At 37.5% G+C, this 15,656-nt stretch carries 10 protein-coding genes and 1 pseudogene; 5 read left to right on the top strand and 6 right to left on the bottom strand.

What is annotated here, in order from left to right:
• Window positions 1-3: 3 nt before the first annotated feature.
• Complete coding sequence (locus CUB63_RS08350) at window positions 4-831, top strand: phosphoenolpyruvate hydrolase family protein (protein ID WP_109847864.1); 828 nt, start codon at window positions 4-6, stop codon at window positions 829-831.
• 86 nt (window positions 832-917) lie between these two features.
• On the opposite strand, the gene CUB63_RS08355 is transcribed toward CUB63_RS08350, so the two are convergent.
• Window positions 918-1,817: a diaminopimelate dehydrogenase gene (locus CUB63_RS08355; protein ID WP_072063636.1), complete on the bottom strand. Its 900-nt coding sequence runs from the start codon at window positions 1,815-1,817 to the stop codon at window positions 918-920.
• A gap of 201 nt (window positions 1,818-2,018) precedes the next feature.
• Here CUB63_RS08355 and CUB63_RS08360 point away from each other — a divergent pair.
• Window positions 2,019-3,359 (top strand): annotated as a pseudogene (locus CUB63_RS08360) (MATE family efflux transporter).
• A 161-nt stretch (window positions 3,360-3,520) separates the two neighbouring features.
• Here CUB63_RS08360 and CUB63_RS08365 read toward each other — a convergent pair.
• Complete coding sequence (locus tag CUB63_RS08365; protein WP_109847865.1) at window positions 3,521-4,132, bottom strand: hypothetical protein; 612 nt, start codon at window positions 4,130-4,132, stop codon at window positions 3,521-3,523.
• Between the two features lie 454 nt (window positions 4,133-4,586).
• Here CUB63_RS08365 and pepT point away from each other — a divergent pair, with 454 nt between their 5' ends.
• From pepT to CUB63_RS08380, 3 genes are all read left to right on the top strand, one after another.
• On the top strand, window positions 4,587-5,840 hold the full coding sequence (gene pepT, locus CUB63_RS08370; RefSeq protein WP_109847866.1) for a peptidase T: 1,254 nt from the start codon (window positions 4,587-4,589) through the stop codon (window positions 5,838-5,840).
• Window positions 5,837-7,204 carry a C4-dicarboxylate transporter DcuC gene (gene dcuC, locus CUB63_RS08375; protein ID WP_072063640.1) on the top strand — a complete coding sequence of 456 codons (1,368 nt, stop codon included), beginning with the start codon at window positions 5,837-5,839 and terminating at the stop codon, window positions 7,202-7,204. The genes pepT and dcuC overlap by 4 nt, the downstream gene beginning before the upstream one ends.
• Window positions 7,205-7,881: 677 nt before the next feature.
• On the top strand, window positions 7,882-9,204 hold the full coding sequence (locus tag CUB63_RS08380) for an L-cysteine desulfidase family protein (protein WP_109847867.1): 1,323 nt from the start codon (window positions 7,882-7,884) through the stop codon (window positions 9,202-9,204).
• A gap of 185 nt (window positions 9,205-9,389) precedes the next feature.
• Here the strand turns inward: CUB63_RS08380 and yjiA are convergent, their stop codons facing one another.
• The 4 genes from yjiA to CUB63_RS08400 all read right to left on the bottom strand — a co-directional run bounded on the left by yjiA (window position 9,390) and on the right by CUB63_RS08400 (window position 15,655).
• Window positions 9,390-10,370, bottom strand: a complete 981-nt coding sequence (yjiA, locus tag CUB63_RS08385) for a GTPase (RefSeq protein ID WP_109399275.1) — start codon at window positions 10,368-10,370, stop codon at window positions 9,390-9,392.
• Window positions 10,371-10,392: 22 nt separating this feature from the next.
• Complete coding sequence (locus tag CUB63_RS08390) at window positions 10,393-10,599, bottom strand: YbdD/YjiX family protein (RefSeq protein WP_004245057.1); 207 nt, start codon at window positions 10,597-10,599, stop codon at window positions 10,393-10,395.
• Between the two features lie 60 nt (window positions 10,600-10,659).
• On the bottom strand, window positions 10,660-12,810 hold the full coding sequence (locus tag CUB63_RS08395; protein ID WP_006535035.1) for a carbon starvation CstA family protein: 2,151 nt from the start codon (window positions 12,808-12,810) through the stop codon (window positions 10,660-10,662).
• A gap of 337 nt (window positions 12,811-13,147) precedes the next feature.
• Window positions 13,148-15,655: a TonB family protein gene (locus CUB63_RS08400; RefSeq protein ID WP_109847868.1), complete on the bottom strand. Its 2,508-nt coding sequence runs from the start codon at window positions 15,653-15,655 to the stop codon at window positions 13,148-13,150.
• Window position 15,656 lies beyond the last annotated feature (1 nt).

Here is a 15,656-nt window from a genome sequence, read left to right on the forward strand (position 1 = left end):
AGAATGACTCATTCACGTGAAACATTACTAAAAAAATTCAATGAAATGATTGCACGCCACGAACCAATTATTGGCGGTGGTGCAGGTACAGGGCTCTCAGCTAAGTGTGAAGAAGCCGGTGGTATTGACCTTATCGTTATTTATAACTCTGGTCGTTATCGTATGGCTGGCCGTGGTTCTTTAGCGGGTTTATTAGCTTATGGTAACGCTAATGAGATCGTTATGGATATGGCAAAAGAAGTATTACCTGTTGTTAAACATACACCTGTACTTGCTGGCGTTAATGGTACAGATCCTTTCTGTAACTTTGATAAATTCTTAGATGAAGTTAAAGCAACAGGCTTTGCTGGCGTACAGAATTTCCCAACTGTTGGCTTAATTGATGGCAATTTCCGCGCAAATCTAGAAGAAACAGGTATGGGTTATGGGCTTGAAGTAGATATGATCCGCCAAGCTCACGAAAAAGATCTACTAACCACACCTTATGTGTTTAGTCGTGAAGATGCCATTGCAATGACTGAGGCGGGTGCTGATATTATTGTGCCACATATGGGATTAACTACGGGTGGTAATATTGGTGCTGAAACAGCATTAACATTAGCGGACTGTATTCCTTTAATTAATGACTGGGCCAAAGCGGCAAAAGCTGTACGTTCTGATGTCATTGTGCTTTGTCATGGTGGCCCAATTGCAACGCCAGAAGATGCACAATATATCTTAGATAATTGCCCTGATTGTCACGGCTTCTATGGTGCAAGTTCAATGGAACGTTTACCAACAGAAGTGGCATTAACCGCAACGACCAAAGAATTTAAAAATATTAAACGCTAATTCAAAATCATCAAGTTTGCCTAAGCGTTAACCTATATTGCCCACATTATGTGGGCAATATTTTATGCAGAAAGTACTAATGAAAATTAGACCAATTTTGCAATCAATGTATTTAAATCACCCGCTAAGAAATCAACAGGTGGGATCTCAATAACCGTATATGCACCCGCACGTTGCTTCATACTAGCTCTTGCTGCTGAGACCATAAATTGAGATGTCAATGCAGGATTGTTAATACGCATTGAATATTCAAATAATTGATTATGCGTTTTACCTGAAACACCTTTATGAGTCATATGAACACCATGTCCAACATCTTTTAAGCTATCAACACAATCGACTTGCTTCACATGGGTTTCATCAGAAGAGAAATAGCTATCTGCTTTAATCGCTTGCTCTACTTGATTAAAATTCGCTCCAGCTTCTAATTCCACGTAAACCATACGACGATGAACCCCCGTCCCTAATGGAATAGTCATTGAAAGCGCATCTTTTACACCATCAATCGTTTTAGCCGCAACACTGTGCCCCATGCTCATACCGGGTCCAAAGTTAGTATAAGTGATCCCTTTTGGTGCCATGGCTAACATTAATGTACGAATAATAGAATCAGAACCCGGATCCCAGCCGGCTGAAATAACCGCTACACGATCGTGTTTTTTAGCTACTTCATCTAATTCTGTTTTTAATGACACAATTTCACTGTGGACGTCAAAACTATCTACTGTATTAATGCCGAAGCTTAAAATAGATTTAGCTAATTCTTTAATTGCACGAGTCGGTGAACATAAGAGAGCAACATCAACATTACCTAATGTTTTAATATCGTTAGTCACGGTAATATTTTGCAGTTCTTCTGGAATATTATTGATATCACGACGAACAACACCCATTAATTCAAAATCTTGAGCAGCTTGAACCGCTTCTAATGCAAATCGACCAATATTGCCATAGCCAACAATGGCCACTTTTATTTTAGTATTCATTAATTCCCCTGACTTTAACGTTAATCATCACTTAATGATAATAGTGATTAGTTATCAATGAATAAACCATATAAATATCTTTTTTGCCAGATAAACATTATTTGCACTATTACCTTATAAATAAACCTTGTAGAATCTCTTATCTTCCTACGCGTTTTATTAATAATATCGATTTCACTCTGTTTTTTAAGAAGGTTTTCAATGCATCAGTCTGATGTAGCGGATCGCTCACTTTTTTCCCTTAGTTGGCCAATATTTATAGATATCTTTCTACATTTAGCCACACTATTAATTAATACTTACATGGTAAGCCACGTTTCCACCGCTTACTTAGCCGCCATGGGCGTTGGTAACCAAGTTTTTGATCTTTTTATCACCATTTTTAGCTTTATTAGTGTGGGATGTAGCGTCGTTATTGCCCAATACTTAGGCGCAGGTAAAAAAGAAAAAGCCAGCCAAGCAATTCATATTTCTATCGCTTTTAACGCGTTACTTGGCATTAGTAGTGCTTTAATCATTCTTTTCTTTGGCTACAATATTCTACATATTATGAATACGCCTGAGCATTTAGTGCAAGATGGCTACAACTACCTACATATTATTGGTATTTGCCTTATTCCTGAGGCTATTTCAATTATTCTTGCCGCTTGTCTGAGAGTTTATGGCAAGTCTAAAGCTGCCATGTATGTCACATTGATCGCCAATATTATTACTGTTATTGGTAATATGATTGTGCTTTATGGCTTTTTTGGCTTACCACAATACGGATTAGTCGGCGTTGCTTGGTCAACCGTTGTCGGCCGTATTATTGCTGTTATCTTACTGTGTGGATTACTATTCTACGGTTTGCGTATTAAATTCGAAGCCAAACAACTCGTCGTGTGGTCTAAAAATATGTTAGGGAAAATCCTACATATCGGTTTACCCGCAGCGGGAGAAAACTTGGTTTGGATTTTACATTATATGACTGCATCAGCCTTTATTGGATTAATGGGCGAAGTCCCTCTTGCAGCACAGACTCTCTATTTCCAACTGTCATTATTTTTAATGCTTTTTGGTATTGCGATTAGTATTGGTAATGAAATATTAGTGGGTCACTTAGTTGGTGCTAAACGCTTTGATGATGCTTTTACTAGAGGCTGGAAAAGCTTAAAAACGGGTGTGATATTTACCATCGGAGTCGTGATTGTTTATTGGTTTATGCGTGATCCTATTTTGTATTCCATTACAGAAGATCAACGCATTATTGACCAATTAATTCCACTATTTATTTTGTCTGTCTTCTTAGAGCCAGGGCGTACTTTTAATATCGTTATGGTAAATGCCTTACGTGCCGCAGGCGATGCTAAATTCCCGCTGATGACAGCAATTTGCTTTATGTGGGGTATTGCGATCCCTGTCGGTTATTTCCTTGGTATTAAGATGGAAATGGGATTAATTGGTATCTGGATTGGTTTCCTTTGTGATGAATGACTACGTGGATTAACTAACGCATGGCGTTGGCGCTCTCGTAAATGGCAAGCTAAACGTTTGGATATTTAATCTTAAAAAGCCTGATAAATCATTATCAGGCTTTAACAAAAGAATTCTACTTAAAACCTTCTTTATCATATTTAGCTAAAACCAAATTAATTATCGTATGTGAAATATCATTAATTATTTTTTTAGAAAAACTGACACTTTTTAATAAAAATTATTACATATTAATTTTTATAAAGAACATCTTCAACAGCATTATTGATATTATCTTGTAAAAAATATTTATAATTATCAACATTTCCAAAATTAGATTTTATTTCACTATCTGAATTTAATATGCTATCGACTATCGTTTCTAAAAAATCACTTTTAATTTTAGTTAAAGATGTCGCATCACCAGAAAATATAATCCATTTAGAATGAAAATATAATTTATTTTTAAACTCTGTAATTTTTTCTTTCTCTAATGTAGGTATTTCCTCTAAATAAGAGATAATATCATTAATTATGCTCTCTTTTATTTCATCACTTTTCACTTCCCTTTTTACTTTAGCTAAAAGTTTATCAAAGCTCTCATCGAGATCTTTTTTATTTACTTTTTCATTATAATCTAATTTTGTAGTATTAATTTCACTTTGGTTGTTTTTAATATTAGAAATACTGTCTTTTAGCCTTAAAAAATTATTTTTTATGCTAGAGTTTGGTTTTATAAATTCAATGATTGAATTATAACAACTTAATATTATACCATTTATAATATTTTTAATTTCACTTCTTTTATTTTCAATGTTTTTTATTGCTGAAAATGTGTCTCTAACGACATTATTTATATACATACATCCCCCCAATTGTTTTAGAAGAATTAAACTGTACATCATAATCAATGTCTATCAATAAGTGATGCTTTTTTTAATCATTATTTACGGAAGTTTTTCATAAAAAAACTCAATAAAATATAATCATCAAAGAGGCCAACATATTAAAATAAATAATGATTAACTTTATATATTTAATATGAAATGTGTTTTTCCATGATAAAGATCACAGAAAAACAGCCCTATAAGTTAAATGAAAAAACCTTACCTACAAAAAACACTATATTTTTTAATAAAGAAAAAACCAAAAATTAAATAATCATCAACATTAAATTTTTATTGTAAAAATAATACTTTTTCTATAATTCCATATTGTTTTTTTTATGGTAAAAGTAGGTGTTGCCCTTTCCAATAAATGAGACAACTAAGCTTTAATAGAGAGAATACAAAAAATCAAACACAATGGAGTCTTGTTATGAATCTCGTTGAACGGTTTATTTCTTATACAAAAGTTAACACCACCACTAATAGGGAAAATGGCGCTGCTGGCATTATGCCTTCGTCAGAAGGTCAGCGAGTGCTTGCACTACAATTGGTTGAAGAGTTAAAAGCGTTAGGTGTTGAAGATATTAAAATTCGAGATACCGCCATTGTTACCGCAACACTTCCTTCAAACCTTGATTATGAAGTTCCAACCGTTGCCTTTTTTGGTCATCTAGACACGAGTGCTGAACAAACTAATGATACTAAAGCACAAATTCTACCTTATAAAGGTGGCGATCTTTGCTTAAATAAAGAACTTGAGATCTTTTTACGTCAGAGTGAATTCCCTGAATTAGAAAACTATATTGGTGACGATATTATCGTAACCGATGGTACTAGCTTATTAGGTGCTGACGATAAAGCCGCTATCGCTTCTATTATGGATATGTTGCAATACTTTAAACAGCACCCCGAAATTAAACACGGAACAGTTAAAATTGGTTTTGTTCCTGATGAAGAACAAGGTTTACGTGGTGCAAAAGTCTTTGATACTAAAGAATTTGGTGCTGATTTTGCCTATACCTTAGATTGCTGTGGTATTGGTGAATTAGTGTATGAAAACTGGAATGCAGGTGATGTTGAAATCACCTTTACTGGCGCATCTGCTCACCCAATGTCAGCAAAAGGTAAATTAAAAAATTCACTGTTAATGGCGCACAAGTTTGTTGCAATGTTACCGGGTGGTGAAGCGCCTGAATATACCGAAGGCCGTGAAGGTTATTATTGGGTTAAACAGTTAGCCGGTAATAGTGCGCGTACCGTATTAAAAATGGATGTACGTGATTTTACCGAAGCAGGTTATGCGCATCGCATGGCATTTTTAAAACAACTTTCAAATTATTGCGAAGGTTTATGGGGAGAAGGCTCCGTTACTTGTAAACTCGCTGACCGTTATGCCAATGTGTTTAATAGCCTACAAGGTGATAATCGCTACCCTATCGATATCGCTGTAGCGGCTTATGAAGCGAATGGTATTACTCCTCGCCCAATTCCAATGCGTGGTGGTTATGATGGCGCAGCCCTTTCTCAAAATGGCTTACCTTGCCCGAATATATTTACAGGTGCGCATAACTTCCACTCTATTTATGAATATCTGCCAGTTAAATCGCTTTATGCTGCCAGTGATGTCTTAAAATCTGTTGTGAAAATTACTGCTGAACGCTTTGCACCTGGAGTTAAAGCATGATCCAAATTCTTGCGGTCTTAATTGTCGTTGTTATTGTCGCTAGAATGATCTTGAAAGGATATAAAGCCGAGCCTGTTTTATTCGTTGCTGGTTTAGCCTTAATGGCACTAACCATGGTGTTTGGTTGGGGAGATATTCTTCCTAAAAATGTCAAAACAACGGGTATTGGCTGGCTAGATCCTTTTGAAGTCATGCGTGATCTCTTTAGTAGTCGTGCTGCTGATCTGGGTTTAATGATCATGGCATTAATGGGATTTGCGCATTATATGGATCATATTGGCGCCAATGAGGCCGTTGTACGTGTTGCAACTCGCCCATTGAAAAATATGCGTTCACCTTACGTGTTGCTATTCTTCTCTTTTTTACTCGCGAGTATTTTGCAACTTGCTATTCCTTCAGCAACAGGGTTGGCCGTTCTATTAATGGGTACGATGTTCCCAATTATGATAGGACTTGGTTTATCTCCAGCATCTGCTGCGGGTGTGATTGCAACTTCATTAGGCGTTGCTTACACCCCAACGGCAATTGATGCTATTCGTGGTGCAAAGGCAGTTGACTTAGGCGTTGTTGAATATGTGCTTTATTACCAAGGACCTGCGGCGATTGCTACCGTATTCGCGGTTGGTATTACACATATCTTCTGGCAGCGCCATTGTGACCGCAAAGCCGGATTTGTACCTCAATTAGGCAAACTGTCTGAAGAAGTAAAGAGTGATAAAAATGTACCCGGCTTTTATGCCTTACTGCCAATGTTACCTATCATTATGGCAGTAAGTTCATCGAGCCTATTTGTTGAAGGTATTCACCTTGATGTCGTCACAATTGTATTGATTTCAATGGCGATTTGTATGCTGATTGAAACATTACGTTTACGTGATTTTAAGTCAGTATGTGCGGGCTTCCAGCATTTCTTAAAAGGGATGGGTTCTGCATTTAGTAATGTTGTTGGATTATTAGTCGCAGCAGGTGTTTTTGCCCATGGTATTAAAGTCAGTGGTGCAATAGACAGCCTGATCGTTATGGCAGAATCTGTTGGCCTACCACCATTTGCAATGGCATTGGTCTTCGCTATCGTAACATTAGCTGCCGCGATTATTATGGGTTCAGGTAATGCTCCTTTCCTTGCATTCGTTGAACTGATCCCACAAATTGCCCATAGCATGGGTGTAAACCCCATTGCGATGATCTTACCAATGCAACAAGCGTCACATATGGGCCGAGGTATGTCTCCAGTGGCAGGTGTTATTATTGCTGTATCTAGTGGCGCAAAATTACAACCGTTTGATGTTGTAAAAAGGACGGCAATACCGCTTATGGTAGGTTTTGTATTCCACAGTGCTATTATTGCTATCTTCTATTATTGATAAATATACCTGAAGCAATATTGGTTGCTTCAGGTTATTTTCAAATAATAAACATATTAAAAATAGGAAGAGATATTTTATTGTTATTTTTATAAATAAAAAATTAGTTATATTTTATTAAAAATATATTTAACACTCACTTTTAAAATAGAAATAAAACAAATAAGTCAATGAAAATATTAACAAAATAATAAGGTATTATTCTTATACACCAGAAAATAAAACGCCTATTATTTATTTCGTTAAAATGATGACATGATATTAAACCCACTCACTCATTGCCATTTATTTTAACTATTTTGAGTTAGCCCACATTAAGTATGATAATTATACTAGCAATAGAATTGTGTATTCATTCTATTGCCTTTTTATTTTACTTCACCGTTAATGTCTTAAATTATCTTATTCACCTGCATTTTCATCCCCTCTTATTTATATCTTTGGATACAAACGCATCATCTCTTTTGCTGATAAATTACATTAATAAGTCAAAATGATTGCCATTACTTTATATGGAAAAAAATACCAATATAAAAGCCTTAAAGGGTAATATTTTCTAAAATTTTTTATAGTGATAGTAAATTCAGAAAAAACTTTCTCCAATAAATTCAGTATGATGTTGATATTAAAAATAGAATATCTCTTTGAATTCTTACACTGTTTATTGGATGCATGCCATGAAAGAACAATTATCTGCTCGTTGGAAAATATTAATAGCGGCAGTTAAACAACAAGTAAAACCCGCTTTAGGTTGTACAGAACCTATTTCGCTTGCATTAGCAGCTGCAACAGCTGCAAGTTACTTACAACATGCTATTACCCGCATTAGTGCAGAAGTCTCTCCTAATTTAATGAAAAATGGTATGGGCGTAACCGTACCAGGCACGGGTATGGTGGGATTATCTATTGCCGCAAGCTTAGGTGCTGTAGGTGGTGATTGTAAAGCAGGTCTTGAAGTATTAAAGAATGCAACACCAGAACACATTGAGCAAAGTAAAGCACTATTAGCTGCTGGCATTGTAAATGTTTCGATTAAAAAAGCGTGCAAAGAAGTTCTATATAGCGAAGTGACTGTTGAAGATGGCGAAAACAGTGCAACAGTCATTATTGCGGGCAATCACACCAATATCGTTAAAATCATTCATAATGGTAAAGTTGTTCTTGATAACACTTGTGATGGTGCAGAACAATCAGCATCGCCTTGCGAAATAAAAGAAACGTTAACCCAAACCAATACTCAAGAAATTTACCAGTTTGTGACCCAAATACCTGTAGAAGAAATTTCTTTTATTCTTGAGTCAGCGCACTTAAATGATGCATTATCAAAAGAAGGTTTGAACAATACTTATGGTTTACATATTGGGCAAACTTTGCAACGCCAACAACAGCGTGGTTTATTAGCAAAAGATTTATTATCAGAAATCATGATCCGTACATCTGCTGCATCTGATGCACGTATGGGGGGGGCTGTTTTACCCGCAATGAGTAACTCTGGCTCTGGTAACCAAGGGATTGCCGCAACGATGCCGGTTGTCGTAGTTGCTGAATATTTACAAGTTGGCGAAGAAAAAATGGCAAGAGCATTAATGCTTTCTCATTTACTGGCTATCTATATTCACCATAAATTCCCTGCTCTATCTGCATTATGCGCGGCAACAACAGCATCAATGGGCGCGGCTGGGGCAATTGCATGGCTAATGGATGAACGCTATGAATCCATGGCTATGGCAATTAGTAGCATGATTGGTGATATCAGCGGTGTGATCTGTGATGGCGCTTCTAATAGCTGTGCGATGAAAGTCTCAACCGGAGCAAGCGCAGCTTATAAAGCTGTGTTAATGGCGCTAGACAACACCTATGTGACAGGTAATGATGGTATTGTCGCTCATGATGTTGATTCTACAATTGAAAATCTATGTGCACTAGCAAGCCGTGCAATGCAACATACTGATGTTCAAATTATTGAGATCATGGAATATAAAGCCGTTGCTAATGGCTAATTTGAGCATTTAAAAAAACACCCCATAATGTTGGTTATTATGGGGTGAAACATAAGATCCTAGGAACAGGATCCTCCTCAAGTCAGGAGCTTATCAATATTCGTTACTGCTATTTACGACTATACTACGGTTACTTCTACTACTTACTTCGTACTACTCTCTAACACTCACTACAGGGTATTGGGTTAATGTGCATTTTCTTGCGTACTTGGCATTAATGCATCAAAACTAGCTCTTATCTCATCTTCTGGTAATTGAATACCAATAAAGACCAATGTGCTTTGACGAGTTTCATCTTCATGCCACGGTCTATCCCAATCCGCACTATAAAGGCGTTGTACACCTTGGAATAACAAGCGATTAGGTTGATCTTTAATATTTAATATCCCTTTATAACGTAAAAGATTATCAGCAAAGCTTAATAATAATTTTTCCATTACGTCTGAAACTTCTTGTAACTCAACGGGATAGTCAAAAGTTAACACAATCGAATTGATATCATCTTGCTTTTCTGCCTGATAACGAAACAGGGGCTGTTTTACATCAAGATTATCGTTCAACATAAAACCCTTTACGTTAAACAGGAGTCCTAAATCAACTTGTCCATGAATAACGGTATGTACAGGTGCTCTGGCATTAATACGTCTTAATCGTGCCATTAATTCAGGAGAGGCTGGAGTGATATCTGTTTTTGTTAACAGAATCCGGTCAGCATAACCAATTTGTGATTGTGCAATCGTAAATTGATCCAGTTGTTGCTGAGCATGAACATTATCAACAAGTGTGATAATGCCATCTAATAAGTAGCGCTGGCAGATGATCTCATGAGAAAAGAAAGTTTGGCTAATAGGACCAGGATCAGCCATGCCAGTACATTCAATAACTAATCTATCAAACTCAATTTCACCGCGATCTAGACTGTCACATAAGTCTAATAGCGTGTTTTCTAATTCATTCGATTTACTACAACAAATACAACCATTGGTCAGTGTTTTAATTTGAGTGGCTCTATCACCAATGATTTCATCATCGATAGGTACTTCACCAAATTCATTTTCAATAACGGCAATTTTATATCCATGCTCTTCATTAAGCATATGGCGTAAAAGTGTTGTTTTACCTGAACCTAAAAAACCGGTCAGTATTGTCACTGCAATAGGTTCCATCATTTATCTCCTTTACGGATCATTAGCAACAGCGAAAACCGCCTTTACCATCACCACCGCCATAACGGGCTTCCTGACGTTCACGGAAAAACTCGTTATAGGTCATAACAGGCTTATCTGGATGGTTATCTTTCATATGCTGCACATAATTATCGTAATCAGGAATACCTATTAGCATACGTGCTGCTTGTCCTAGATATTTACCAGCTTGCCCTAAATTACCAAACATAAGTTTCTCCTAAGCCCCGCACTGGTAAGCCAGCGCGGGGGTTTAACCTATTTACCTAAATTAGTGACCTGAGGACACTTTTACATCTTTTGGCATAGGAACATACGGTGTTTCTTGTGCTGTTTCTTCTGGATTTTTACGCGCTTTCATTGCGGTACGGAAACCGTAGAAAATGATGCTGTAAACAACTAACAAGAATAGAATACTTAAACCAGCATTGGTGTAGTTATTAATTACAATATGATTCATATTGTTAATTTCAACCGCAGTTAAGTCCGCACCACCCGCTAAGATCTTAGCTTTGTATTCATTTGCTAAGTAGAAGAAACCTTCCATCTGTGGATCATCGCTGAAGAGTTTCAGACCTAATGCCCATGTTGTACAAATTAATAACCATACTGCCGGAACAACTGTCACCCAAATATATTTAGTACGTTTCATCTTAATTAAGATAACAGTACCTAATACCAGAGCAACCGCCGCTAACATTTGGTTTGAAATACCAAACAGTGGCCACAAGCTCTTAACGCCGCCTAATGGGTCAACAACACCTTGGTATAACAGATATCCCCATAAGCCGACACAACCCGCTGTACCAATCACACCCGGAATGAACGAGTTTGTTTTCTTCAAGTAAGGAATAAAGTTACCTAATAAGTCTTGAAGCATGAAGCGACCAGAACGTGTACCTGCGTCTAATGCGGTTAAAATAAAGAGCGCTTCAAACAAGATCCCAAAGTGATACCAGAAGCCCATATCTGCAGCAGGAATGATTTTATGGAACACCATCGCGATACCAACCGCTAAGGTAGGCGCACCACCAGCACGGTTTAATACGGAAGGTTCACCAATATCTTTCGCTGTTTGTAAGATTTCTTCTGGAGAGATAACAAAGCCCCATGAACTGACTGTTGCAGCTGCATGTACGGTAACTTCTTTTAACTGCCCCATGATAACAGCTGTATTTTCACCACCTAATTCATGTAGATTCGGCATTGTAATGCCTAAACCTGATGGTGGGGTATTCATTGCAAAATACAGGCCTGGTTCAATGATAGATGCAGCGACTAGCGCCATGATCGCAACGAATGATTCCATTAACATTGCACCATAACCAATAAAACGCGCATCCATTTCATTTGCGATAAGCTTAGGTGTTGTACCTGAAGCAATCAGGGCGTGGAAACCAGAAACGGCACCACAAGCGATAGTGATAAATAAGAATGGGAATAAAGCCCCTTTCCATAATGGTCCAGTACCATCGATGTATTGAGTAACTGCTGGCATTTTCAGTTCAGGGTTTAAAATCACAATACCTACAGCTAAACCAACGATAACACCAATTTTCAGGAAAGTTGCTAAATAGTCACGTGGTGCAAGAATTAACCATACTGGTAATAATGCAGATACGAAAGCATAACCAATAAGACCAAAAGTAATTGTTGTATCTTTAAAGGTTAACGCTGGGCCCCAGAATGGGTCGTGAGCAATAACACCACCAAACCAAATCGCTGCGATCAGTAAGACAATACCAATAACAGATACTTCACCGACACGACCTGGACGGATATAACGCATGTAGATACCCATAAACAGGGCAATAGGTACTGTTGAACAAACAGTAAATACACCCCATGGGCTTTCTGCTAATGCCTTAACAACGATAAGTGCAAGCACAGCAAGAATGATGATCATGATAAGGAAACAGCCGAATAAAGCGATAGTACCCGGAACTGGACCCATCTCTTTCTTTATCATCTCACCAAGTGAGTTACCATTACGGCGTGTTGAAATAAACAACACCATAAAGTCTTGTACTGCACCAGCAAGCACAACCCCAGCTAATAGCCAAAGTGTACCCGGTAAGTACCCCATTTGAGCAGCAAGAACGGGTCCAACTAAAGGACCTGCACCCGCGATAGCAGCAAAGTGGTGACCAAATAAAACATAACGGTTAGTTGGAACGTAGTTCAAACCGTCATTGTTAACAACAGAAGGTGTAGCTCGAGTTGGATCTAACTTCATCACTTTTTGAGCGATGTAAAGACTATAGTAACGATAAGCAACTAAGTAGACAGCAACAGAAGCAACAACTATCCATAGTGCACTGACGTGTTCACCACGGCGAAGTGCAACCACTGAAAGACAAAAAGCACCGATAATCCCGAGGATCACCCAAGGTACGTGCTTTAAAAATGCATTTTTGTTCATGAGACACCTTTTTTTCAGGCAAGACCGAACAGCCAAAGAGTAATGCGGGACAGCAGAAAATTATTTGAGCGAATCTAAAAGATAACTACCCGCAGCGACATAATAAGAATTCTTACATTGGAATGGTGTGATTAAATCTCTTAGCGGTTGTATAAAGAATTAAGCGGTCTGTTTTCTGAGTTAAGTGGTTCTACTATTTTTAAATGGTGATTTTTTTGTGATCAAGATAACAAATTTATGACTTTCAATAAGTTAGAAAATCACTAAAAAGAAGAAAACCCCCTTTTCACCAACAAAAAAGGAGGTTTTTTATAACAATTATTTAATTAAATGGTAATTATTGGCTAAATTGAACTGATATCAAAAGCACACTACCTTTTCGAGCTGGTGAACCATTAAAACGCCATTGATATGCAGCATCAATAACAGCATTATCTATGCTCATGTCACCACTGCCAGATTTCAATAAAACCACGGTAGGAACACCTTGAGGATCAACATCAAGTTGCAAGATCATATCCCCTGTTTTAGGTGCTGTACTAGGAGCCTTCACTTTCGGTAATACCTGATCACCGCCATTGATATTGGCTGATGAGAAATCAATACTAAATGTTCGATTTGATTGCTCAATTTTATCGGTATTCAATGGTAAGCGAACAACTTTGCTATTCGGATCTGATGCGGGTATTGCACGTTGAGCTAATTGAACCTGAGTTAAATCAACACTGAGATAATCATCTTCAGGCTTAATTTCGATATCTTCAGGTAAATAACGCATATCCATTCTTGCGCGCAAGGTCTGATAACGCTCTAAACGCACGCCTTCAAGTGTATCCATCACCATACGCATTTCTAACAGTTGCATAAGAGAACCAATACTTTCTGTTGACTTCTGCTGTGAGGCTTTAGCAAATGCACCCGCTGCAATTTCAGGATCTTCATCGAGCCATGTTATTCCCCAACCTAACCAGACATCTTCACGATCAGGATCTAATGCAATAGCCTGTTCAAAATGTGTACGTGCATTAAGTAATAAGGTTTGCCAATATCTTTTTTCTTGAGGATAAATATTAGGCGATCTTGCTAAATTATTTGTTCCTATGTTGTAATATTGCAATTCAAAACGCGCCACTGTTCTCACAATATCGGCATTATCTTGATGAAGAGCGAGCTTTTCATTTAAAAAGCGAATACTGTTATCCCAATTTTCATGATTATTCTCGCTATTAGGCAATGCCTGCAACTCTTTTAAGATTGCTTGTAGCGCAGCTCGCTTTTCTTGCTGCTTTTGCGATAGTCTAGGGTAATAAGAAGCATAAGGATCATAGCTAGAGCGAGTTAGTTCTCTTTCATCGTCTAATTCTGGCGCTTGTTTTTTCAATTCTGAATAAATATTTTCGCTAAGTGTTATCCCTTTTGCCTCTTGTCTTGCGTAAGCTTTAACCAGTTTGATCAATGTTGATTGCAACTTAGCAGCATACTCTTTCCAACCAAGGCGAGTGCTTTCAAAACGCACTGTTACACGTTGGCGATATCCGTCTTTATTTGGCATAAAACGCCAATGACGAGCTACGCTCACGGCTTGATCATCAAAAGCATCAACACCACTACTGTTTTGCACCCAAAGCCCTGAAATGCGCCCTTGAGGATCGACATCAATGGATAAAATAACCTCTGCACGAGGGATATATCTTCTAATTGTCGGATAACGGATCTCAGTTAAGTTTTTTACTTCATTAGGTGATTCAACTATCACTTCTCCGGGATACTGTTTTTCCATCATTGATTGCATTTCAAGATAAGTGGTTAAATCACTATTTATTGCGTTACTCACTGGTAATCGTTGATTTGCCAACGTTGTGACATCTTCAGGAGGAGAGCTATTTTGTCGATAATAACGATCTTCAATAACACGCGCTTGTAATATCTGATAAATCTGACGCTGATTTTCAGTAAGCTCTGAAATTGCTTTTTTCAATAATTGTTGTGCTGAAACATCATGACGAGCTTGTTTAGCCTGTGTCAGTGTATCCGCTACCATTAACGCTAACATCGCTTTTTCAACTTGAGCATCGGGAGAACGATGAGCAATATAAGTCAGTGCTAAAACTTGCCATGCTTCAGGTGATAAGGGTGCAACAGCAATAACATTAATACCTGATTGCGTTAATTGAGCATCATGACTACTTGAAAGGGAAGCTAACGCCTGAGCAACCATAATCTCAGGTTGATTTAATAGCCAGTCGCCATAAAAATTGAGTATTTTTAAAGCGTCCGTACGTTCTGGTGTGCCTTTTGCATGAACTAAATAAGCGTCTTTCGCTTTTGTCGCAGCAACCACATCATCACTAAAATAATCTAATCCTGGTAAAGCTATTCGTGTTTTTTCAATCGCGCTAAGCGATGCCAATGCTTTAGCTTGATTAGACCGAATAACTTTACGAATATCATCTTCACTATTAACAACAAAATAATGATAATTTTGCCATTCTGACTGCTCAATATTTTGTAAAACAAAACGACGACGATCTTCTAATTCATTCTTTGGGATCACCGAAAATGACACACCCAGCGCCATTAAAAGCACGAGTCCCCCACCGAATAAATAGTAAATATTTTTAGCTCTCCACGATTGCAATAACATTACAATCGTCATAATAAGAGAACCTAGCCATAATCCCAGTAAGAAATTACGTTCATCAAAGCGAACCGATGAGGGGAGAATTTGACTATTAAAACCATCAATTAAGCTAAAAGTAGAAACCAAGAAGGCTGGCAACCAAAAAGGGAACAGTAATGTTATAACGCCAATAATAATCAGGATCAGCTTTATTCTTTTTTTCATG

It is taken from the genome of Proteus penneri (genome assembly GCF_003144535.1).
GTDB classification, from domain to species: domain Bacteria; phylum Pseudomonadota; class Gammaproteobacteria; order Enterobacterales; family Enterobacteriaceae; genus Proteus; species Proteus penneri.